This is a genomic window from Thermocrinis jamiesonii, from assembly GCF_000702425.1.
Lineage (GTDB): Bacteria > Aquificota > Aquificia > Aquificales > Aquificaceae > Thermocrinis > Thermocrinis jamiesonii.
Map to the genome: position 1 here is coordinate 1 of NZ_JNIE01000006.1, position 20,842 is coordinate 20,842.

23 protein-coding genes, 5 tRNA genes and 1 pseudogene are annotated in these 20,842 nt (G+C 41.6%); 5 read left to right on the top strand and 24 right to left on the bottom strand.

Annotated features, from left to right (window positions below; genetic code table 11):
- From K217_RS0106155 to K217_RS0106220, 15 genes and pseudogenes are all read right to left on the bottom strand, one after another.
- Positions 1–589, bottom strand: a 589-nt coding sequence (locus K217_RS0106155; protein ID WP_029552250.1) for a GTP-binding protein, incomplete at its 3' end; no start/stop codon positions are given.
- A gap of 21 nt (positions 590–610) precedes the next feature.
- Positions 611–683: transfer RNA gene (locus K217_RS0106160), tRNA-Thr, on the bottom strand.
- A gap of 11 nt (positions 684–694) precedes the next feature.
- Positions 695–766: transfer RNA gene (locus K217_RS0106165), tRNA-Gly, on the bottom strand.
- Positions 767–771: 5 nt separating this feature from the next.
- A tRNA-Tyr gene (locus tag K217_RS0106170) sits at positions 772–855 on the bottom strand.
- 3 nt (positions 856–858) lie between these two features.
- Positions 859–931, bottom strand: a tRNA-Thr gene (locus K217_RS0106175).
- A 19-nt stretch (positions 932–950) separates the two neighbouring features.
- Complete coding sequence (locus K217_RS0106180; RefSeq protein WP_081820042.1) at positions 951–1,610, bottom strand: L-threonylcarbamoyladenylate synthase; 660 nt, start codon at positions 1,608–1,610, stop codon at positions 951–953.
- 2 nt (positions 1,611–1,612) lie between these two features.
- Positions 1,613–2,188, bottom strand: a complete 576-nt coding sequence (gene pth, locus K217_RS0106185; protein ID WP_029552252.1) for an aminoacyl-tRNA hydrolase — start codon at positions 2,186–2,188, stop codon at positions 1,613–1,615.
- Positions 2,185–2,766, bottom strand: a complete 582-nt coding sequence (locus K217_RS0106190; protein WP_029552253.1) for a 50S ribosomal protein L25/general stress protein Ctc — start codon at positions 2,764–2,766, stop codon at positions 2,185–2,187. The genes pth and K217_RS0106190 overlap by 4 nt, the downstream gene beginning before the upstream one ends.
- Before the next feature lie 11 nt (positions 2,767–2,777).
- Positions 2,778–3,713 carry a ribose-phosphate diphosphokinase gene (locus K217_RS0106195; protein WP_029552254.1) on the bottom strand — a complete coding sequence of 312 codons (936 nt, stop codon included), beginning with the start codon at positions 3,711–3,713 and terminating at the stop codon, positions 2,778–2,780.
- Between the two features lie 31 nt (positions 3,714–3,744).
- Positions 3,745–3,817: transfer RNA gene (locus K217_RS0106200), tRNA-Gln, on the bottom strand.
- Positions 3,818–3,869: 52 nt separating this feature from the next.
- Positions 3,870–4,616: pseudogene (ispE, locus tag K217_RS07890) on the bottom strand (4-(cytidine 5'-diphospho)-2-C-methyl-D-erythritol kinase); the annotation flags it as partial.
- Entirely contained in the window at positions 4,589–5,194 is a 606-nt protein-coding gene (locus tag K217_RS07520; protein ID WP_029552255.1) for a GGDEF domain-containing protein, read from the bottom strand. The pseudogene ispE and the gene K217_RS07520, both read right to left, overlap by 28 nt.
- Entirely contained in the window at positions 5,191–5,877 is a 687-nt protein-coding gene (locus tag K217_RS0106210) for an FIST C-terminal domain-containing protein (RefSeq protein ID WP_029552256.1), read from the bottom strand. Before K217_RS0106210 ends, K217_RS07520 begins: the two co-directional genes overlap by 4 nt.
- A gap of 18 nt (positions 5,878–5,895) precedes the next feature.
- The gene (locus tag K217_RS0106215) at positions 5,896–6,087 is read right to left on the bottom strand and encodes a hypothetical protein (RefSeq protein ID WP_029552257.1); all 192 of its coding nucleotides are present in this window, start codon (positions 6,085–6,087) and stop codon (positions 5,896–5,898) included.
- Positions 6,078–6,278, bottom strand: a complete 201-nt coding sequence (locus tag K217_RS0106220) for a hypothetical protein (protein ID WP_029552258.1) — start codon at positions 6,276–6,278, stop codon at positions 6,078–6,080. The genes K217_RS0106215 and K217_RS0106220 overlap by 10 nt, the downstream gene beginning before the upstream one ends.
- Positions 6,279–6,366: 88 nt before the next feature.
- Here K217_RS0106220 and sucC point away from each other — a divergent pair, with 88 nt between their 5' ends.
- The 4 genes from sucC to K217_RS0106245 all read left to right on the top strand — a co-directional run bounded on the left by sucC (position 6,367) and on the right by K217_RS0106245 (position 10,202).
- Positions 6,367–7,515, top strand: coding sequence for an ADP-forming succinate--CoA ligase subunit beta (gene sucC / locus K217_RS0106225; RefSeq protein ID WP_029552259.1), 1,149 nt, complete (start codon positions 6,367–6,369; stop codon positions 7,513–7,515).
- Positions 7,516–7,830: 315 nt separating this feature from the next.
- Entirely contained in the window at positions 7,831–8,349 is a 519-nt protein-coding gene (gene petA / locus K217_RS0106235) for a ubiquinol-cytochrome c reductase iron-sulfur subunit (protein WP_029552260.1), read from the top strand.
- Between the two features lie 15 nt (positions 8,350–8,364).
- On the top strand, positions 8,365–9,576 hold the full coding sequence (locus K217_RS0106240) for a cytochrome b (protein WP_029552261.1): 1,212 nt from the start codon (positions 8,365–8,367) through the stop codon (positions 9,574–9,576).
- Positions 9,573–10,202 carry a cytochrome c1 gene (locus K217_RS0106245; RefSeq protein ID WP_029552262.1) on the top strand — a complete coding sequence of 210 codons (630 nt, stop codon included), beginning with the start codon at positions 9,573–9,575 and terminating at the stop codon, positions 10,200–10,202. Before K217_RS0106240 ends, K217_RS0106245 begins: the two co-directional genes overlap by 4 nt.
- On the opposite strand, the gene K217_RS0106250 is transcribed toward K217_RS0106245, so the two are convergent.
- Genes K217_RS0106250 through K217_RS0106275 form a run of 6 tightly spaced genes read right to left on the bottom strand, consistent with a single transcriptional unit; the run spans position 10,180 to position 14,250 of the window.
- Complete coding sequence (locus K217_RS0106250; RefSeq protein ID WP_029552263.1) at positions 10,180–10,839, bottom strand: endonuclease III domain-containing protein; 660 nt, start codon at positions 10,837–10,839, stop codon at positions 10,180–10,182. The two genes, K217_RS0106245 and K217_RS0106250, sit on opposite strands and share 23 nt — an antisense overlap.
- Positions 10,796–11,398, bottom strand: coding sequence for a hypothetical protein (locus tag K217_RS0106255; RefSeq protein ID WP_029552264.1), 603 nt, complete (start codon positions 11,396–11,398; stop codon positions 10,796–10,798). The genes K217_RS0106250 and K217_RS0106255 overlap by 44 nt, the downstream gene beginning before the upstream one ends.
- Positions 11,388–11,543 (bottom strand): heavy-metal-associated domain-containing protein, encoded by a 156-nt coding sequence (locus tag K217_RS0106260; RefSeq protein WP_231477002.1) that lies wholly within the window; start codon positions 11,541–11,543, stop codon positions 11,388–11,390. The genes K217_RS0106255 and K217_RS0106260 overlap by 11 nt, the downstream gene beginning before the upstream one ends.
- A 16-nt stretch (positions 11,544–11,559) precedes the next feature.
- Positions 11,560–12,174 carry a molybdenum cofactor guanylyltransferase gene (gene mobA / locus K217_RS0106265; RefSeq protein ID WP_029552266.1) on the bottom strand — a complete coding sequence of 205 codons (615 nt, stop codon included), beginning with the start codon at positions 12,172–12,174 and terminating at the stop codon, positions 11,560–11,562.
- The gene (locus tag K217_RS0106270) at positions 12,171–12,671 is read right to left on the bottom strand and encodes a tetratricopeptide repeat protein (RefSeq protein WP_231477003.1); all 501 of its coding nucleotides are present in this window, start codon (positions 12,669–12,671) and stop codon (positions 12,171–12,173) included. Before K217_RS0106270 ends, mobA begins: the two co-directional genes overlap by 4 nt.
- 46 nt (positions 12,672–12,717) lie before the next feature.
- Positions 12,718–14,250 (bottom strand): IS200/IS605 family accessory protein TnpB-related protein, encoded by a 1,533-nt coding sequence (locus K217_RS0106275; RefSeq protein ID WP_029552268.1) that lies wholly within the window; start codon positions 14,248–14,250, stop codon positions 12,718–12,720.
- 120 nt (positions 14,251–14,370) lie between these two features.
- Here K217_RS0106275 and dnaE point away from each other — a divergent pair, with 120 nt between their 5' ends.
- Entirely contained in the window at positions 14,371–17,829 is a 3,459-nt protein-coding gene (gene dnaE, locus K217_RS0106280) for a DNA polymerase III subunit alpha (RefSeq protein ID WP_029552269.1), read from the top strand.
- Here dnaE and K217_RS0106285 read toward each other — a convergent pair.
- Genes K217_RS0106285 through K217_RS0106295 form a run of 3 tightly spaced genes read right to left on the bottom strand, consistent with a single transcriptional unit; the run spans position 17,826 to position 20,838 of the window.
- The gene (locus tag K217_RS0106285; protein ID WP_029552270.1) at positions 17,826–18,554 is read right to left on the bottom strand and encodes a PP2C family protein-serine/threonine phosphatase; all 729 of its coding nucleotides are present in this window, start codon (positions 18,552–18,554) and stop codon (positions 17,826–17,828) included. The genes dnaE and K217_RS0106285 overlap by 4 nt on opposite strands.
- A complete protein-coding gene (locus K217_RS0106290; protein WP_029552271.1) occupies positions 18,551–19,054 on the bottom strand; it encodes a TlpA family protein disulfide reductase in 504 nt (167 codons plus the stop codon). The genes K217_RS0106285 and K217_RS0106290 overlap by 4 nt, the downstream gene beginning before the upstream one ends.
- Positions 19,051–20,838 (bottom strand): SulP family inorganic anion transporter, encoded by a 1,788-nt coding sequence (locus tag K217_RS0106295; protein ID WP_029552272.1) that lies wholly within the window; start codon positions 20,836–20,838, stop codon positions 19,051–19,053. Before K217_RS0106295 ends, K217_RS0106290 begins: the two co-directional genes overlap by 4 nt.
- Positions 20,839–20,842: the final 4 nt, after the last annotated feature.

Below are 20,842 nucleotides of genomic sequence, written 5' to 3' on the forward strand. Positions count from 1 at the left end.
CATTGCACCACTTGTCCGGCTTGCCCGCTTCTAACTCCTGCAATGTCCCTAAGGCTGATCCCCTTATAACCGGCACCTCATCCCCAGGAAATTCATACTTGTTAAGAAGCTCCCTCACCTCAAGCTCCACAAGGTCCAAAAGCTCCGGATCATCCACCATGTCACATTTGTTCATAAACACCACTATGTAAGGAACATTGACCTGCCTTGCCAAAAGCACGTGTTCCCTTGTTTGGGGCATTGGTCCATCTGCTGCAGAAACCACAAGAATGGCTCCATCCATCTGAGCTGCCCCTGTTATCATGTTCTTTATGTAGTCTGCGTGCCCTGGACAGTCTATGTGTGCATAGTGTCTTTTTGGAGTTTCGTATTCTACGTGTGTTATGTTTATCGTTATACCCCTTTCTCTTTCTTCTGGAGCTTTGTCTATTTCTTCGTATTTAATACACCTTGCTTTACCGCCGGGCATAACACCCGCAGCCAATGCGCATGTTATGGCAGAGGTAAGGGTAGATTTGCCGTGGTCTACGTGTCCTATGGTTCCTACGTTGACGTGCTCCTTATCTCTTACAAACTTCTCCTTTGCCATATTCTTTACCTCCTTGTATTAAGCCCAGGACCGGACTTGAACCGGCGACCTCACCCTTACCAAGGGTGTGCTCTGCCCACTGAGCTACCTGGGCTATGTTTTTAAAGCGGGCGACGGGACTCGAACCCGCGACCTGCTGCTTGGAAGGCAGCTGCTCTACCACTGAGCTACGCCCGCTAAAGTGGAGGGGGCAGGATTCGAACCTGCGCAGGGCGGAGCCCGGGGGATTTACAGTCCCCTGCCTTTGACCACTCGGCCACCCCTCCTAAAGCTGGCGGTGGGACTTGAACCCACGACCGCGGGATTACAAATCCCGCGCTCTGCCCACTGAGCTACGCCAGCTAATAATTATATCATAACACTATCTGTCAGATCTGTCTATAAGGTCTGCAAGATTTTGCAATAACTCCAGCGTATCAAAATTATTACTTACAAGTTTTATTATATCCTCCTTAGGCACATTCCCTTCCCTTATTATCTTTATAGCTTTTGGACTTATAACCTTCACTATTGTGGAGGGCTTGCCTGTAAGCGGTGCTCCCTTTACATAAAGGTCTATCTTATCTCCAAAATATTCCATAGCTTCCTTTATATCCACCGCAGGCTTTAGCCCTTCTGGGTTGGCACTTGGAGCTACAAGGGGTTTGCCAAACTTTTTAAGAAGTTTCTGTATGAATATGCCACTTTTTGGCACTCTGAAGGCTATACTTTTTCTCCATCTGGTTAGGTATGTAGGAATGGTGGTCCTTTTTGGGAAAATTACGGTAACTCCTAAACTTAAAAGGGTTATACCAAGTTTGGTAATCATAATGTCAAACTCAAAGGCTTGCTTTATCTCTGGCAACAGTACTATAAAAGGCCTGTTGGAGGGCCTTCTGATCTCGTAGAGTCTCTCCACCGCTTTTCTGTTGGTAGCATCTGCCAAAAGCCCGTAGATAGTATCCGTAGGAGCACACACTATGCCACCTTCTTCCAAAACCTTCACCACCTTATTAATGTCCTTTGTGCTCACTGTTTCCATATTTATCCTCCTATCGGCGCATTGCAAAAATTCATAGACTCCTCCGGAGAGGTTTCTAAGCATCTTAAAACACACTCAGAAGCTCTATCCAATACGGTATAAAGAACGCTTTCCTCTTCTGGATCAAAGGGTGAGAGCACATAATCCACCACTTTGTTTCTGTCCTTAGGTCTTCCTATGCCTATCCTAAGCCTTACAAAATTGCTTGTTTTAATTTCCCTTATTATGGATTCTATACCGTGATGTCCCCCACTGCTACCTTCCAACCTTAACCTTATCCTTCCGAGGGGAAGGTCCAGATCATCGTAAATCACCATCATATTTTCTGGAGTTATCTCGTATTCCTCCAAAAGGTTAAGAACCGCAAGCCCAGAGTTGTTCATGTAAGTTTGTGGTTTGGCTACCAACACTTCTCTATTTAACACTCTAACTCTGTAGACATGAGACAGACATTCCTCTGTGTATTCTTTTACCCTGAGCTTTTTCAGCAGTTCATCAACCACCATAAACCCTGCATTGTGCCTTGTCCTTTCGTATTTTTTACCTGGATTGCCAAGGCCTACAACAAGTCTTATCATTCAGTGGGTGTTTCTTCGGCTCCGGCTTCAGCTTCTGGCTCTAAGACTACCGCTACAACCTCTTCTGGATTGTCAAGTATTATGCAATTAGGTGGTGGTTGTATATCTCTCACGTGTAGTGAATCACCAAGCCCAAGATTGCTAACATCTACGGTTATTTTATCAGGTATGCTTTCTACGCTTGCCCGAACAGTTAGCGTGCTAAGTACGATCTCAAAGGTGCCACCAAGGGATACACCCACTGGAGTACCCACAAATTCCAAAGGCACCTCTATATCTATCTCTTTCACTTTGGATATGTCGTATAGGTCTACGTGAATTGGATTATCTCCAAGCCAACCGTACTGAACTTCTTTCAAAAAGCATACCCTCTTTTCTCCATTCACCTCTGCTACTATTAAGAATGTTTCTCCGTGGGGCAAGGCATAGAAGTCTTTTAAACTCATGTATGCATGCAGATTTTCCACTCCTTTTCCGTATATCTCCACCGGGATGTATCCTTCCCTTCTTTTCCGTTTTTTCTCACTTTTCTTTTCATTGGGATTTCTTAAAAGAAGTTTCAACTCAACCCTTTTCATGACCGCCTCCTTTATACAAATAGCATACTAACTGATTCACCTTCGTGGATCCTTCTTATAGCTTCTCCTATAAGCGGGGCTATGGATACTACTCTTAGCTTTTCCAAACCTTTATCTTTACACGGAATGGTATTGGTGACTATAACTTCTCTTATTTGAGATCTTCTTAGCCTTTCCACAGCGGGACCAGATAGCAAACCGTGAGTAGCAACCACATCCACACTCAAGGCACCTTTTGAAAGAAGTAGCTCACTTGCTGCACAAACTGTGCCTGCAGTGTCTATGATGTCGTCTACGATGATAGCCCTTTTCCCTCTCACATCCCCTATTATGTCCAAAACTTCCGCTACGTTTGGCTCAGGCCTTCTTTTGTATATTATAGCTATAGGGCATCCGATTTTGTTGGCAAGGAGTCTAGCCCTTTCTACACCACCCGCATCCGGAGATACAATTACTGTATCGCCATCCAACCTGTCCTTAAGGTATTCATATAGCACACGCAACGCATGCAGATTATCCACAGGTATGTTGAAAAAACCCTGAATTTGTGGAGAGTGAAGGTCCACGATAACCACCCTTTGGGCTCCTGCTACGGTGATGAGGTCCGCAAGCAGTCTTGCGCTTATTGGAACTCTTGGTTTGTCTTTTCTGTCTTGCCTTGCGTATGCATAGTAGGGAATAACTGCGGTTATCCTTCCTGCAGAAGCCCTTTTGAGAGCATCCAAGATAAGCAGAAGTTCCATAATGTTTTCATTTATCGGCGGACAAAGGGACTGTATAACAAAAACGTCCTCCCCTCTCATAGACTCGTTTATCTGAACCCTTACCTCTCCGTCGCTAAAACGAGACACAAGGGCATCAGACAGGGGTATGTTCAAATATTGGGATACCTCTTTGGCCAGTTCTAAGTTGCTCGTGCCAGTAAGAAGCTTTATAGAACCTATCATTTTTCTGCACTCCTATTTTTTGGTGGAAAAGCTGGGGTGCCTGGACTCGAACCAGGAGCCCCCGGATCCAAAGTCCGGTGCTCTGCCAGTTGAGCTACACCCCAAGCTCTCCACCTGATAAACCCGCCAACCTCTTAGCTGACAGGCCTTTTTAAGCCTATCCTCAAGCTCTCCTACAAAGAAAACTGCCGAGCCACTGCCACTCACCAAGGCTTTGTGGCCCAGGCTTTCCAAAAACCTTAGCACCTCGCCTACCTGAGGTACCACTTCAGCACACAGCTTACCAAGTTCGTTACTCAAAACCTCAAACTCTCCTCTTCTAAGGCAGTTTATTATTTTATCATCGTCTAAGTCCGGTGTCAATTCCTTTGGGCTTACGAGAGAATAAACCATTTTGGTGGATACCTGCACCTGCGGATAGATCACAACAAATTTAAAAGGTGGAAGTTCTATTGGATATATTTCATCACCCCTTCCTTTACCCACAGCTGAACCACCGTATAAAAAAAAGGGAGCATCAGAAGAAACTTTGGAAGCTATTTCTAAAAGCTGTTCAAAGCTTAGGGGATTTCCAAGCATCTCATTGACCGCTTTTAAAACTGTTGCCACGTTGGATGATCCTCCACCAAGCCCGCTTCCTACGGGAATGTTCTTCTCTATGAAAACTTGAACTTCCAACTCCTTTCCTAAGAAGTGTTCCATAAGCCGAAGAGCTTTATAAACTAAATTCTCCTCTTGGGGAATACCGTTGGAAGTTTCTACCCTTAGCGGTCCTTCCTTTATCCAAATACGATCAAACAAGCTTATAGCTTGAAATATGGTAAAGATCTCGTGGTATCCGTCTTTGCGCTTTTTCAAAAGCCACAACCCTAAATTCAGTTTGGCTGGTGAAAGAAGCTCCATCCTTTTCTCTGCATTTTCTGTTTATACATCCTCTCGTCCGCAAGTTTAAGTATATCTTTTATTATATTATCCTCATCCTTGCTGTAGTCCAGCTCTTTGGAATTTGCAATCCCATAGCTAAAAGACAGGTTATACTGGCTAAATGTTTTTTCAAACTCCTCTCTGATTTTCTCTATTCTATCTTGGTCTATTTCTTCTTCCAAAACTACACAGAACTCATCCCCTCCCAAACGTGCTATTATGTCGTAATCTCGGAATTTTTGTCTCAAAAAATCTGCTACTTCTTTAAGGATTTGATCTCCTTTTTCGTGCCCATAAATGTCGTTTATCGGCTTAAAATTATCAAGGTCTATAAAAAGGATCTGAAATACCGCCTTATCTCTTTTGCTCATTTTTATAAGACGCCTTAGATAATCTTCAAGATACATCCTGTTATAAAGCTTAGTTAAGTGGTCTTTTACTGCAATTTCGTAGGTTTTTCTTATGGTTTCATTTTGGGATTGTATAAAGTAGTCATACCTTTTTGTTATTTCGTCAAGGAGAGCTTGCAAAAGTTTTATCTGTATATCCTTATTCATAGCTCCTTTATACTCAGTAAAACAGAAGTTTCGTTGTAAAATTTGAGCTTTTTGTAAAACTTATCAGGACCTACCTCTCCGTAAGTGAAAAAGCCAAAGAGGGGAGCATCCAGTATGGCAGTGTAGATCTCTGGTTCTTTTTGTTGCAACTCTCCCAAAACATACTGCCTTGCCAAGCAGGAAAAGTCAAAGACAAGGTCTGGATGTTTCATAACCTCTTTTGCTTCCATGGCAACCTTTTCACTTTCTTCTAAAAGCTCTTTTTCTGTTGCAAAGGAAAGCTTAAAATGCTGTCCTTCTTTTACAGGACCAAAAAACTCTACGTAATCGTCCTTTACGTCTTTGAAAGTTCTCATGGTAGCCACATAACCCTCTTGATCATCCAGTATGGTTATAGGACAGAACCAAAGATGCTGTATGTCGTTACTTTGTATTTTGCTCATAAGGGACTTGATCGTGTAAGACAGGGGTTGATTGTCATCTACAGTGTATATCCTGTATCCTTTTGCTTTCTGCACACGGTAAGTTATACCATAAGGTTTAAACCCAAGAGCAATCCGAATGTCAAAGCCTATATTATCAAAAGTAAGAATAAAAAAGCCGTTCTTTATAACCTTGTCTTCCACAAACTGATACGTCAGGACCTCTTCGCCTTTTTTGTATCCAGAAGATAGCTCACCCACTAAGTTGTTGACAGGACTTTATTTCAAAAAATGGGCTAAGTCTTCTATGAAAAACCCTAACCTATGTTCGCATAACCCACCCACGAATATGTGAAGTTTATCGTGATTTTGGTTCAAATATTCTGCAGTCTTTTCAAGTGCTTTTTCTTCTTCTATGTCTTCTATCGCAAATACAGAAGCCTTTCCCTTCCTTTCAAACTTTAAAAACACATTACCAAACCGCTCACCACTTTTTCGTTCTCAAAAGAACTGAGACTATGAAAACCTGCATAATTTTCCGTTTTGAAAATCTTTTTCATCAGGTGGTTTATGTCCTCGTAATTATAGTCAGGATGCACCGCAAAAAGGACAAAATCATAATCTCTTATGCTGTTTTCTACCCTCTCTTTTATTTCTTCCATGGCTAACACTAAGGAACGCCTCTGAGATGAGAAGACTTTTGCCAGCATGGTTTAAAATTTATTTTAAATTTTTCAAGGGGGCTAACAGATGAAACTACACGAGCATCAGGCTAAGGAGATACTCAAAAGATACGGCCTGCCAGTGCCAGAAGGGAAGGTTGCCTTTAGCTTAGAAGAAGCAAGGCAGGTGGCAGAAGAGCTTGGGGAGTTCCCTCTTGTGGTGAAAGCCCAGGTGCACTGCGGTGGCAGAGGGAAGGCTGGTGGAGTTAAGCTCGTAAAAAACATGGAAGAGCTTGAATCTGCGGTAAATGGTATGTTGGGAAAGGTTCTAAAAACTTTTCAGTGTCCAGACGGAAAACCCGTAAATAGGGTTTGGATAGAAAAGGCTACGCCAATAGAAAAAGAATATTATCTTTCTATAACCTTAGATAGGTCTGTATCTAAGCCCGTGCTTATGGCTTCTGCAGAGGGTGGAATGGAGATTGAGGAAGTAGCCAAAGAAAAACCAGAGGCTATTCATATGCTACACATAGACCCATTTCTTGGCCTAATGCCCTCTCAGGCAAGGAAGATTGCTTTCAGGCTTGGATTACCTGTCAATGATTTTGTTAAGATCGCTCTTGGTATATACAGAGCCTACGAAGAGCTTGACGCCTCTTTGGTGGAGATAAATCCTTTGGTGCTGACAAAGGATGGAAAGCTGGTCCTTTTGGACGCAAAGGTGGAGATAGATGACAATGCACTTCTAAGACACAAAGATTTGGAACAAATGGAAGACCTAAGCCAGTTAGATCCATTGGAGGTGGAAGCAAAGACTTACAACCTCAACTACATAAAGCTTGACGGAAACATAGGCTGTATGGTCAATGGGGCAGGTCTTGCCATGACGACCATGGATATAATCAAACTGGCTGGAGGTAAGCCTGCAAACTTTCTGGACGTAGGCGGTGGAGCAAACGTAGAACAAATAGCAAACGCCTTTAGGATCTTGATGGCTGACAAGAACGTAAAGGCGGTGTTTATAAACATCTTTGGTGGGATCCTCAGGTGCGACAGGTTAGCAAATGGGCTCATAGAAGCGGCAAAGATGGTGGAGATAAAGGTGCCTGTGGTAGTGCGTATGGAGGGCACAAACGTAGAAGAAGGCAAAAGGATCTTAGCAGAATCTGGACTTAACTTTATAACCGCAGAGGACATGTGGGATGGAGCCAAAAAGGCGGTGGAGCTGGCTGGATAGTTCAAAAACCTATGATTTGGATTACACAGGTTTTTTCTAAATAAGCGACACCAAAGGATGCATGCAGTTTATCCTCCTTTACTTCTAACACTCTTCTTCTTGAACCCATAAATTCAATTCAGTCGCCCACCTTTATCCTCGTATGTTTCTTCTTTTATCCTGCTTGCTTCCGACAGGACTGCACCTTTTGACAATTTCAAGTCCAAAATATTGCACTGAGATGACAAAGTAATAATTCTAAATGAAATTTTAAAAATATGAATATGATGATATAATAATAGCTATACTTTGGCTTTGTTTGAAGGAGGTTGTGCAATGGAGACTTCAAGAAGGGACCTTTTAGGTTTGGCAGTAGGCGGTTTAGGTGCCCTTGGAGTTGTTGGTGTGCTCTATCCACTGGTGAAGACTCTCTCTCCAAGTCAGGCTTCTTTGGCAGGTGCCAAGGTGGAGGTTGATATTTCCCAAATATCGGATCTTCAGGTTAGGGTAGTCTCGTGGAAGGGTAAGCCTGTTTTTGTGGTCAAACTACCGGAGGGCTTTCAGTGGGATGGTAAGGTGAGAGATGTTAAAAATGTCAAATTGCTTGAGGGTCATAATGCTTACGCGTTAATAGCGGTGTGCACCCACCTTGGATGTGTGCCAATTTGGAAGCCTAATGGAGAGGGAGAATTTAACTATCCCATATTCCACTGTCCCTGTCATGGTGGATTTTACTCTCCTTGGGGAGACGTCATAACAGGTCCCCCACCAAGATCGCTTTTCATACCTCCTCAAAAGATAGACGGCAACAAGCTTGTCATAGGAGAAGAAGGCTTTATAAAGGAACTTACTTAAGAAGGAGGTGATGAAATGTTGGGAAGAATAGGAAAATGGCTTAACGATAGGGGGAAACTTTCTGAACTTTGGCAGTCTCAAATGGTGGAATACAAGGTGCCTAAGAACTTAACCTTTCCTTACGCCTTTGGTGTAATGGCACTTGTAGCCTTTTTAATCCAGATAATCTCAGGAATCTTCTTGGTTATGTATTACCAACCCAACGTTTATACAGCCTTTGACAGCGTCAATTACACCATAATGAAAGAAGTGCCCTTTTTATGGTTGATTCGTAATGTGCACGCAGCAGGCGCTAACTTCTTCCTTGCGGTGGTTTATCTTCACATATTCACTGGCATATACTACAACGCTTACAAAAAACCAAGGGAGCTAACCTGGATAGTAGGCTTCTTTATATACTTTGTTCTTCTAATGACTGCCCTATCTGGATACCTCCTTCCTTGGGGACAGCTATCTTACTGGGGTATGGTGGTAACTACAGAGATTCCTACCTCCATAGACAGTGCTCCCATAATTGGTAAGCTAAAAATAGGAGAAACCATATCTATATGGATGAAGGGTGGTTACGAACTTGGGCAGATAACACTTGGAAGGTTCTTCGGTCTTCACATATGGCTTCTGCCCCTAATACTCGCAGGTTTGGTGGGTTTTCACTTTTACCTTATCAGGGCACATGGCATAAGCTCACCGGATGGTAAAGAAATAGACAAGAAGAAGGAAGGCGTTCCTTTCCATCCATACATTACTCTAAAGGAAGGTGCTTATTTGATGGGATACCTTGCGATTTTCTTCTTTTTTGTGTTTTTCTACATGAAGCACTTTTTACCAGCGGACAACTTTGACCCAGCAGATCCGTTTAAAACTCCCGCCCATATAGCCCCTGAATGGTATCTTTTAGCCTTCTATACAATGTTTAGGTCCATTCCCGACAAATTCTTAGGCTTTGTGGTATTTAACTTAGCCCTCATACTTCTTTTAATCCTGCCATTCTTAGACTTCTCGCCTCTCAGAAGTGCAAGAAACAGGCCACTCTTCTTTGTGATGTTCATAGTTCTTGTAATATCCTCAATAGCACTTACCATACTTGGCACAATGCCACCCACACCTACTAATGCCATGCTTGGATTAATATTCACCATAGGCTTTCTCTCCTTCTTCCTGTCATTGCCAATAATATCCATCTTGGAGTGGGGTTGGTATAAAGCAAAAGGAGGTGACAAGCAATGATAAAGGCTATATTCTTTACTGTTCTTACTGTAGTTTTCTTTTACATCATTTGGATAAACAACATCTTTGCGCCCCATGAAAAATACGAGATGCCACAGGAATACAAAAAGATTGCTATGGATGTCAAGTATGCAAAAGAAGGAAAGGAACTATTCATTCAAAACTGTGCAGCGTGCCACTCCTTAAGGTATGACGGGGTTTATCTTTTGTCTATTCAGGCAAATCCAATGCTTGCTTCACTACAAGAAAAGTACGGCAAATTTATACCTAAGGATGTCTATCAAGCGGTTTTTATAAACGAGCTTAATGCACTCAAGGAAACCTTCGGTAAGGTTCCCCCTGACCTTTCCACCATATACTTAGTAAAGGGGCCAGAATACCTTTACAACTTTATACTAAAGCCTCAGGAAATACTACCCGGAACCACAATGCCGGCGGTTATGGAGGGAAGACCTGAAGAAACCGCAAAGATAATAGCTTACTTAAAATCTGTCTCTGAGCCTCCTCCAGAGGAAAAGACCAAGAGAACTCTAATGGGCATTGTAACCATAGGCTACTTTGTGATTATGGGAATTCTGATCTGGTTGTGGAGAGATAGACTCCTTAAGAAAATGGGATTGCACTAAGACAGTAGCTTTTAAGGAAGCACTCTCCACATCTGGGAGTGCTTCTACAGTATGTTTTTGCATGAACATCAATAAGGGCGTGGAATTCTTTGTAGATGATTAGGTCCTTTGGTATGTTATTCTCTATGTAAGCTTTTATAGAGTCATAGCTTCCTTCTAAGCGGTATATCCTTTTAAAAAGCCTTAGGGTGTATGCATCTACGACAAAACTTAATCGGTTACCCGCATAAAGGAGGATAGCATCTGCAGTTTCTTTTCCTATTCCCTTTACTTTTAACAACTCTTGTCTGCTAACACTTTGTATAACATCCACTGGGTTGAAAAACTCCGCCACATGCTTTAGTCTCTCTGCCTTCAGTCTGTAAAACCCCGAAGGTCTTATTAGTCTGTAAATCTCTTCAATCTTGGCCTTTCTTATAAACCTTAGGGATAGCTCTCCTTCCTTTTTAAGATTTTCAAGGCTCTTTTCCACGTTCTTCCACGCAGTATTTTGTGTCAGAATGGCTCCTATTATTATCTCTTCCCTTGGATCTGTTCCCCTAAGTTTGTGATAGTCTTCGTCTACGGGCCACCAGTTTTGATATCCGTAGGCTTCAAGTAGAAGTTTGTATAGCTGAATCAAGGACACTCTTAACATTTTTGTAAGCTTCCTCTGGATTGGACTTATAGAGTTTTCCAAAGCTTATCGCCTGCTCATCTGATATTATCCCCTCCTTTTTCAAAAACTGTAAAAATTGGGTAAAATTGTGGGTCTTTTTTACATCCAAGGACCCTCTGTCAAAGTCAAGCAAATAAACCGTGCCATCCTGTCCTATCAGCAAGTTCTTGTCCAATCTTGAAAACTCATCCCTGTTAATCTTCAGACTGTCAAGGAGAAAGGCAATATCAAGAACTTGGGAATATATTTTCAGCTTCTCTTCTTGGCTCAGCTCAAGCTCATCAATAGGCACTCCGTTAATAAACTCATACATAAAAAAATCCTCTCCACTTAGCAAGATCTTTGGAAAGTATGGATAACCTTTTAACCTTTCCAATATTTTTGCTTCCTTTCTGATGGCATACTCTTTCTCTTCACTTCTTGCAACCTTTACCGCAACCTCTTTTCCTTCAAAGAATCCTTTGTAAATAATCCCTCGCCAACCTTTACCGATGTATGTTAGCCCCTCTATCTTGTCTTTAATATCCTCAAACCTCACCTACAACTTTATATCCCCAATTTTCCACTGCGCTTTTTAGCGTCTCAAAAGATACGTTATCTTCCACCTTAACCCTTGCTATTTGCTCCTGTAGAGAAACATCTACCTCAGAAACTCCTTCCACACTGTAGAGCGCGTTTTTCACCGTTTTGACACAATGCTCACAGGTCATTCCCAAAATCTTTAAGTTTATCTCTCTCATATATCTCTAATATAATCCTTGCATCCTCTTTTGTGTTCATGTTCATAAAAACCTCCGGAGAAATACCCATATTGATTACTTCTTCTTCTTGCACGGGAGTGTATCCCACTGAGCACACAAAATCCAATGCCCTAACCCCTCCAGCTTCAAGGAAGTCCTCTAAGGGTTTTAGTATTTCCTTTGGATAGACCCCAAAAAAAGTGTAAGTTTTCCCTCTAACTTGATAAAGGGTTATCTTCCCATCATATTTTTGCCAAATATACAGGATTAGGTCCGCTTTAATTAAAGGCATATCTGCGCTCAAAATTACTATCCTATCCTGTTTAGTATGGCTAAGAGCTGTGTAAAGACCAACCAAAGGTAACTGTCTTTCTGAAACATCTTTTATCAGCTCCACTCCCTGCAAAAATCCATACTTGTTTGTGTCCTTTGAAACTACGAAGACCTTATCGCAAACTTTCCTCGCCTCTTGAGTTACCCTTTGAATGCATGGCACACCATCTATGTGAAAAAGGGTTTTGTCTTCACCAAAGCGCCTACTTTGTCCGCCAGCAAGCACATAACACTCTATCATTCTTTTAATATGCTTTCCAAGGTGTCCCTGTATGAAGGATCTTCTTTTAATTCCAAAGCTCTTTTTATGTATTTCAAAGCTTCTTCATTTTTCCCCTGTTTGTGAAGCACATAAGCCAAGTTGTTCATAACATCCGGATCTTCTTTCAATTTGATAGCTCTTTTGTAATACTTTTCTGCCTTTTTGTAATCACCCTTTTTAGCATACACGTTCCCTAAATTAAAGTAAGCTATGTAATTTTCTTTGTCTTTTTTTATAGCTTTTTTGTATTCTTCTTCTGCCAAATCAAGATTTCCTTTTTTTTCATAAATGTATCCCAAATTCACATGTTCTTCCACACTAAGAGGATCGTTTAGTATAACAATCTTTGGCACAGCACAAGAGCTAAGAAGGACAGCTATAAATACAAACAACAAAACCTGCAAACCATTTTGAGAGATTTTTTTGGCCTTTCCTTCCATCGGTGCTTCATAGAAACACTGCACGCTTACATACATCAGGTTTTTATTATAACTACACTCCCTGAGGCTGTTCGAAAATCCCTCATTGGGACGTCCCCCCAACCTCTAAGGGGACTAACCTTCTCCTCACCCTGTCCCACGCCCCTTCCACCAATAAAGGCTTCAGAGGAGAAAGGTCCCTTGACAAAATCTTTCCAAGAACAGGGAAGAGGAGGGCTACCTTCAGAACTTGCCAAGCACTTTGAGAGACTTTCTTAGTCTCTCCCTGCTTGGGATTCCTTCCATCGGCTCCCTCACAGGAGCTTGGCTCGTCCTGAAGGCTTTTAAGTTTTTCTAAAAGCAAGTCCTTTGCCTTCTGAACTTGCTTTAGCTCAGAGTTTATGGCATTTCTTTTGTATTGGTTTGTCTCTTTCTTAAGCTTTTCCTTTAGCTCTTTTTCCTTCTCTTCGTAAGTGCAGATTGCATACTCCAAGTATTCCTTGTCCGAAAGAAGTTTTAGATAGTTCTCTGGGATTTCTTCCTTAAAGCCTAAAGCCCTTCTTCCTATCACGTATGCGCCCGCTATGTCTTTGTCTATCCCAAGCTGTGGTGCATATTTTAGTGCTCCTATAACAGAAGTGAAAGCGGGATTTACCTTGATAACTTCTAATCCATTCAACTTTGCACTTCTTTCAATCTTTGAGAGCAAGCTCTTAAAGTTCCAATGGTGTAGTCTCTTTCTTAGTTTTGCTTTTCCATCTCCTCTAAAGCCTTTATTGATTTTCTTTAAGTTTTCTATAGCTATAGCTTTTCCTTTCTCTTTTGCTATTTCTACTATTCTGTGTGCCAAAAGCCACTCTTCGTAGTCTCTTCTGTTTTTTGGAAAGCTGATAAACTCGTGTAAGCTAATACTTTGATAGCTTAAAAGATTTCCATCAGAGCTGACTTCTGCTAAGGCTAAATGCAATGGACTTGCGTTTGTGTCTATGGCTATTACTCCATACTCTTTGGTTAGCCAAATCTCAGGTGTGGGAACTTCAAAAGAAACAATCCCATAAATCTCTCCATCCCTTAGTTTCAGCTCTACAGTGTAAGGGAAATAAGCTTTACCTTCCCAACTTTCCCAAAGCATAGCTAAAAAAGTATTCCACTTGTCTTTTTCGTTGCTTGGTTTTCTCAGCACCTTTGCATAGATAAATTCCCTATTCCCTGTTGTAAGTCTTAAGTGAAGTTCTCCGTTTATGCTTTCAAACCTTATGAGTCTGTTTCCTTTATCCGCTTTAGAACCTACGCTTATTAAAGTTCCTTGTCTTTGTTCTTTCCACTTTCTTTTTAACTTTTCCCTGCTCTTCTTGTCTCTATTTTTACAGAGCCTTTCAAAAAGGGCTTTACCGCCAAACACCACTTTTTTGTCTGTTGGATACTGTTTTGCTTTGTAGATAGCAGAGTCTATGTATTTGGTAGGTAGGTCAGGAAACAGTTGTCTTAGCTTTTGGTATATTTGGCTATGGGAGTTTTTGGTTTTCAGTAGTTTATAAGCAGACCTTATGGCGGATGATTGCTTACGCATTAATTCCAAAAGTTTTTTTCTGTCAGGACCATTCAGTTGAAGTTTAAACTGCAAGCTTACATACATCTTAGGCTTTTATTATAACTACTCAGCACTGCCTGAAGGATTTTTTCGAACAGCCTCTACACTCCCTTGCCTTTCGTCCTCCACTGTGTTATATTACAATACTCCTTCGGTTGTAGTTCCATGGTGGATTTTGTTCATTTACATTTACATACTCAGTATTCACTTCTTGATGGAGCTATAAAGATAAAAGACCTTACCAAAAGGGCTTTGGAGTTTGGATACTCTGCTGTTGCCATAACAGACCACGGAAACCTGTTTGGCATACTTGACTTTTACAAAAGTTTAAAAGAAGTAGGTATAAAGCCCCTGCTTGGTATGGAAGCATACTTTACCACCGGCTCCAGGTTTGATAGAAAAGGTAAAGGCTCTGAAGATAACATAACCGACAGATACAACCATCATCTGATACTAATAGCAAAGAACGACGTAGGGCTAAAAAATTTATACAAACTCTCTTCCTTAGCCTTTAAGGAAGGTTTTTATTACAAACCAAGAATAGATTACGAGCTTTTGTCTAAATACCACGAGGGGCTTATAGCCATAACTGCTTGTCTAAAGGGTGTGCCTACCTATTATGCAAGTATAGGAGATGTAAATAAGGCACAGGAGTGGGTAAAAAAGTTCAAAGACCTGTTTGGAGACGACCTTTATTTGGAGCTTCAGGCTAACTCTCTACCCGAGCAAGAAACCGCTAACAGACATCTGATAGAGATAGGCAAAAAGCTTGGGGTTAAGTTGGTAGCGACAGCGGATGCTCACTATCTTTTGCCAGAGGATAGGATAGCTCATCAAGTGCTTATGGCTGTTCAAATGAAAAAAACGCTTATGGAACTCCAAAAAGGAGACTTTAAGTGTATTAACGACTACTTGCACTTTGCCAGTAAGGAGGAAATGTGGGAAAGGTTTAAAGGAAAGTTTGACGGTTGGGAACAGGCACTGCTGAATACTTTGGAGGTAGCTGACAAGTGCGATGATAGGTTTGAGTCCCTTGAGAATAAAAACTATTTGCTTCCCAAGTTTTCCCAAGAAGTGGCAGAAGAGGAGCTTTTGAGGGAACTTGCTATAAAGGGACTAAAGCAAAGAATAGAGCAGGGGCTTGCAAAAGATTCAAAAGAATATTGGGATAGGCTTGAATACGAGTTGGACGTAGTAAAGAAAATGGGCTTTTCTGGATACTTTATTATAGTTCAGGACTTTATAAACTGGGCAAAGTCCAAGGGTATTCCGGTAGGTCCAGGTAGGGGTTCTGCAGCGGGGTCTTTGCTGGCTTTTTCTCTGGGTATCACGGACGTTGATCCCATAAAGCACGGCTTACTCTTTGAGAGATTTTTAAATCCAGAGCGTGTTTCCATGCCAGACATAGACGTGGATTTTTGTATGGAAAACAGGGATAGTGTCTTGGAGTATGTGAGAAATAAATACGGTGCAGAAAACACAGCTCAGATAATCACATACAACGTTATGAAGGCAAAGCAGGCTATAAGGGATACCGCAAGGGCACTTGGACTGCCCTATTCGGAAGCGGATAAATTGGCAAAACTAATACCACAGGGTGATGTGCAAGGCACGTGGCTATCTTTGGAAGAAATGTATTTAACTCCCATAGAGGAACTTCTTGAGAAATACGGAAGGCACAGAAACGATATAGAAGAGAATGCAAAAAAGTTGCGCAAAATGGCTCAGGAGAACGCAGAAATAAGGATGTTAATAGAGATAGCTCTTAGGTTGGAAGGGCTCACCAGACACACCTCCCTACACGCTGCAGGTGTGGTTATATCTCCCGTTCCCTTAGAAGAACTCGTACCGCTTTATTACGACGATGGGCAGGTTGCTACTCAGTTTGACATGTCAAAGCTTGAGGAATTAGGTTTGGTTAAGATGGACTTTCTTGGACTTAAAACGCTGACAGAACTGGAAAAAATGAGGCTGTTGGTCAAAGAAAGACATGGGATAGAAATAAACTTTCTGAAACTTCCTTTGGACGATCAGAAAGTGTTTGAGCTTCTCAGGAAAGGTCTTACTTCCGGTGTGTTTCAATTGGAAAGCAGTGGTATGAAGAACCTGCTAAGAAGGTTACAACCGGATAGCTTCGATGATGTAGTGGCAGTTTTAGCCTTGTACAGACCAGGACCTTTGAAAAGTGGTCTTGTGGATAGCTACATAAACAGAAAGCACGGAAAGGAGCAGATAGTATATCCCTTTCCAGAACTGGAGGAAGTGCTTAAAGAAACCTACGGTGTTTGGGTTTATCAAGAGCAGATAATGAAGGCAAGTCAAATTTTGGCGGGTTTTACTCCCGGCGAGGCGGACACGCTCAGAAAGGCAATAGGTAAAAAGAAGAAGGAAGTTATGGAGGAGATGAAGGAAAAGTTTATAAATGGAGCGGTAGAGAAGGGCTATCCAAGGGATCGTGTGGAAAGACTGTGGGAAGACATAGAGAAGTTTGCCAGTTATTCTTTCAACAAGTCCCACTCTGTAGCTTACGGATACCTATCTTACTGGACCGCTTACATGAAGGCACATTATCCGGAGGAGTTTTTTGCAGTCAAACTATCTATGGAAAAATCTGATACAAAGTTTATAAATCTCCTTAGGGACGCTAAGATGCACTTTGGCATACATATACTTCCTCCGGACATAAACAAAAGCGGAGCGGATTTTGTAATAGAGGGTGAAAGGAGGATAAGGTTTGGTCTGGCAAGGATAAAAGGGGTTGGGGAAGAAACCGCTCAGCTAATAGTAAGTAAAAGGAAAGGTGAATGGAAAAGCCTGTCTGATTTTGTTCGCAGTATGGATAGCAGAAAGATAAACAAAAAGGTGCTGGAAGCACTAATCAAAGCGGGAGCCTTTGATTTTACCAACGAACCGAGGAGTTCCCTCCTTTCCAAATTGGAAACTAAGGATGGCATTTATGTGAGCAACAGCCTATTTGGGAAAAAGCAGGTAAAGGAAGAAGACAAGGCAAAGTATGAGAGAGAAGTTATAGGTTTTTACCTTTCACAGCATCCTTTGGATCCATACGAGGACCTTCTTAAAGGGCAAATATCCTACGTTGAGGATGTAGAAGATTTGGAGGAGGGTGAATATACCTTTGCGGGCGTCATTTCTGAGCTTAAGATCAAAAAGAATTCAAAGGGTAGCCCTTACGCAGTGTTTAACCTCATAGACAAGACTGGTGTTGTGGAGGTGGTTGCGTGGTCTGAAGCATACGAAGAAAACAAAGAAAAGCTAAAAGAGGACGAGTTAGTCGTCATAAAAGGTGAGCTATCAAAGGATCAAGAAAGTGAAACTGTGAGGGTAATACTGAGGGAAGTTTTTAGGATACAAGAATATCTTTTGGAAAAGATAAGGTTTGTCCGTTTGATTATGCGGAGGGAACTTTCAAGCCAAGAATTGGAAAAGTTATACAGCTTATTGAGTAGGCGTTTTTCTGAAAAGGGCGCTGAGATTTTAATAGAGTGCAGGGCAGGTGACTACAGGGTTTTAATGCAGGCAGATCCAAGGTACAGAATAGAACCAAGCAAGGAGTTGTTTGATTTGTTAAAACCGTTCTCGGTAGAGGTAAGCTTAGAAACCTAAAATTTTATGAACAGAAAGCTGATGTTGTCACTTTGCTCTTTGTTCTCTAAGGATTTAAGAAAAAGTTCAACGGGTTCCTGAGACATAGCAAAAAGCCTCATCTCTTCCTTACTAAACTCTTCCCAAAAACCATCCGAACACACAAGAATGGGCTTACCTAAATTGGGAATCCTTTTGGTGTATATTTCAAATTCTGACGCATCTCCGAGTATAGCAGATGTAAGTATGTGCCTTTTAGGATGAAGTCTTGCGGTTTCCTCATCCAGTTTGCCAGATAGTACCAAATCTTCCACCAAGGTATGGTCCCTTGAAACTTTAACAAATCCATCTTTGTCCTTTATATAAACCCTGCAGTCCCCTACGTTAAAAACCAAAATCTCTTCCTTTCCGACAATCACACCTGCGACGGCTGTACCCAGTCCAAAGGCAGAAGGGTGTTTTTTTACATAATCCAAGAGACGAACCTTAGCATTCCATAGCGCATCCCTTAGGCTTTTTTCGTCCTTTGGTTGTTCTTGAGCTAATACATTCAAAACCTCATAAGATGCTACATCCCCCTTTGCATGCCCACCCAAACCGTCTGCTACCGCAAAAAGTTTTTCTTCTGTTTCTACAACCAAAGGTTTTTCCATAACCTCCATCCTTATGACTTTTCTGCCCACCAACAGCGCATCTTCGTTTCTTATCCTTACATTTCCCCTATGAGTAAACAACCAAACTCTCATTTAAGTAGTTTTGCAACGTCCTCCTCCAGTTCTCTGTAAATGCCCATCTTTACCTTTACCACGTTCCCCTCTTTGTCTATGAGGTAAGAGGTTGGAAATCCAAAGAGTTTTAGCCTGTTTTCCAAATCACCCTTTGGCCTAACCATGGTAAAGCTATACGGATTGTTCCTTAGAAATTCTCGGAAAGTGTCCTCTGAGGTGTCCATATTTACCGCAACCACCTCAAAACCAAGCGATCTATACTTACTATAAACCTTCTCAAAGATCGGCAACTCTTCTTTGCACGGGGGACACCAAACCGCCCAAAAGTTCAAAAGCAAAACCTTTCCTCTGTAATCCGAAAGCTTTATCTCCTTTCCGTCAGCGCTAATAAAGGTCAGATCAGGGGGCAAGTTATTCATCCCTATGTTTACTCCTGACTTTTCCTGAAAGGCGGTATAAACTAAAAGAAAAACCAAAATCGCACCAAGCGTAGCGGATACTATCCACGCCTTCTTCATAACTGTAACCTTACAATAGGTTTAAAGTCCGAAGGTTTTACTGTATAGCATTCTTTGAATACCGCATAGGGACATCTTTCCGCACAATACTTGTGATCCAACCTTTTGAAAAGCTCCACTATAGACTGTCCCTTTGAATCAAAGACAAAGTCGGTATCAACATATTTTTCAAAATTTGCCCTTTCAAGTATAGGATAAACATCGCAGGCTATATTTGCCATAGCAGGTATAATACCTTGCTTATTTATCTCTTCAAACAACCTCATAAGGGTAGATACACCTGCCGCATCTATGTAATTTACCGCTTCCATATCAATCAGCAAAAATTTTAGCGCTCTATTGGTTTTTCTTTCTTCAATCTTATTAAGTATGTATTCATAGACATATTCAGCGTTTGCAAAGTATATGGGCATATTTGGTCTTATGTAAAGTATTTGGGGACACTCGGGAAGATTTTCTCTCTCTGCATTGACAAAGGTATTAGACTGTGGGTTTCTTGTAAGCACCACTAACCTTGGATACATAGTCTTGTATACAAAAGTGCCAAAGGCTACTATAGTACCAAGGGTAAGTGCTACCCAGAGCTCCATAAAAAATACGCTGAAAAAAGTTATCCCGGCAATTATCCCGTCAGTTTTATTCAACTTGTATAGTTTGATTATTTCCTGCGGCTTTATTAGATTTATAACTGCAGAGAGGACTATAGCTGAAAGAGTAGCCTTAGGAAGATAGTAAAAGGCAGGAGCTAAAGAGATTAAGGTAATTCCCACAGTAGCACCAGTTATCACACTGGCAAGGATAGTCTTAGCCTGAAGCTGGAAGTTTAATGCAGACCTTGAAAAGGAACCACCTACAGGAAATCCTTTAAAAAGCCCAGCGACTATGTTTGCCATACCCTGACCTATAAGCTCTTGGTTAGGATCCCATTTGTCTCCAGCCTGAACTGCAAGTCGCTTTGCTATAGCAACAGCTTCTACTAGTCCAAAAAATGCAACTACCATTGCACCACCCCAAAGGGTAGCGGTAGTGGAAAAGTCCACTTCAGGAACTGAAAATTTAGGAATACCCTGAGGTACATTTCCTACTATAGCCACACCAAACCTTTCAAGCTGGTAAAAGTAAGATATGAGGGATGTTACAAAGACAGCAATAAGGGCTCCTGGCAAAATGGGATGAATCTTTCTGGAAATCCATATAATAGCATAGGACAATGCGCCTATGGCCACAGTATACGGATTAGTGTTTTCTATGTGGGAGATAATATCTTTTACTACATCGTATATTAGCGTGCTCTGGACTATTTTAAAACCTAATAAGTGTCCTGCTTGACTTAGAGCTATAACAAGAGCACCCGCACTGACGAAACCAGTTATCACACTTGTTGATATAAGCTCCACTACGAAACCAAGCTTTAAGAGTCCTATAGTAAGCCTTATGAATCCAACCATGAGAGCCAATAGGCCCATCAAACCGATCCACTGCTCAGAACCAGGTTCGGCCATGCCATAAATGACAGAGGCAGAAAGAAGGGCAGTCATTGCCACTGGACCAGTAGCTAAAAACCTTGAACTTCCAAAAAGAGCAGCAACTATGGTAGGTAAAAAGGACGCATAAAGCCCATGTATGGGAGGCATACCGGCCAAAAGCGCATAAGCCATAGATTGAGGGACCAAGACTGCAGCTACAGTAAGACCCGCTATTAGATCTCTCGTCAGTTTACTTCTATCGTAGTCCTTAAACCAGTGGAGAAAGGGCGCTAAGTCAATAGATATGGTAATCCTCACTGAT

Bases quoted from the DNA above. Each gene is read 5' to 3' on its own strand.
- K217_RS0106275 (WP_029552268.1), bottom strand. From the start codon at position 14,250: ATGTATGTAAGCTTGCAGTTTAAACTTCAACTGAATGGTCCTGACAGA.
- K217_RS0106290 (WP_029552271.1), bottom strand. From the start codon at position 19,054: ATGAAGAAGGCGTGGATAGTATCCGCTACGCTTGGTGCGATTTTGGTT.
- mobA (WP_029552266.1), bottom strand. From the start codon at position 12,174: ATGATAGAGTGTTATGTGCTTGCTGGCGGACAAAGTAGGCGCTTTGGT.
- K217_RS0106245 (WP_029552262.1), top strand. From the start codon at position 9,573: ATGATAAAGGCTATATTCTTTACTGTTCTTACTGTAGTTTTCTTTTAC.
- K217_RS0106250 (WP_029552263.1), bottom strand. From the start codon at position 10,839: ATGTTAAGAGTGTCCTTGATTCAGCTATACAAACTTCTACTTGAAGCC.
- K217_RS0106220 (WP_029552258.1), bottom strand. From the start codon at position 6,278: ATGGAAGAAATAAAAGAGAGGGTAGAAAACAGCATAAGAGATTATGAT.
- sucC (WP_029552259.1), top strand. From the start codon at position 6,367: ATGAAACTACACGAGCATCAGGCTAAGGAGATACTCAAAAGATACGGC.
- K217_RS0106195 (WP_029552254.1), bottom strand. From the start codon at position 3,713: ATGATAGGTTCTATAAAGCTTCTTACTGGCACGAGCAACTTAGAACTG.
- K217_RS0106270 (WP_231477003.1), bottom strand. From the start codon at position 12,671: ATGTATGTAAGCGTGCAGTGTTTCTATGAAGCACCGATGGAAGGAAAG.
- K217_RS0106190 (WP_029552253.1), bottom strand. From the start codon at position 2,766: ATGAAAAGGGTTGAGTTGAAACTTCTTTTAAGAAATCCCAATGAAAAG.
- K217_RS0106285 (WP_029552270.1), bottom strand. From the start codon at position 18,554: ATGAGAGTTTGGTTGTTTACTCATAGGGGAAATGTAAGGATAAGAAAC.
- K217_RS0106180 (WP_081820042.1), bottom strand. From the start codon at position 1,610: ATGGAAACAGTGAGCACAAAGGACATTAATAAGGTGGTGAAGGTTTTG.
- K217_RS07520 (WP_029552255.1), bottom strand. From the start codon at position 5,194: ATGAATAAGGATATACAGATAAAACTTTTGCAAGCTCTCCTTGACGAA.
- petA (WP_029552260.1), top strand. From the start codon at position 7,831: ATGGAGACTTCAAGAAGGGACCTTTTAGGTTTGGCAGTAGGCGGTTTA.
- K217_RS0106240 (WP_029552261.1), top strand. From the start codon at position 8,365: ATGTTGGGAAGAATAGGAAAATGGCTTAACGATAGGGGGAAACTTTCT.
- pth (WP_029552252.1), bottom strand. From the start codon at position 2,188: ATGATAAGACTTGTTGTAGGCCTTGGCAATCCAGGTAAAAAATACGAA.
- dnaE (WP_029552269.1), top strand. From the start codon at position 14,371: ATGGTGGATTTTGTTCATTTACATTTACATACTCAGTATTCACTTCTT.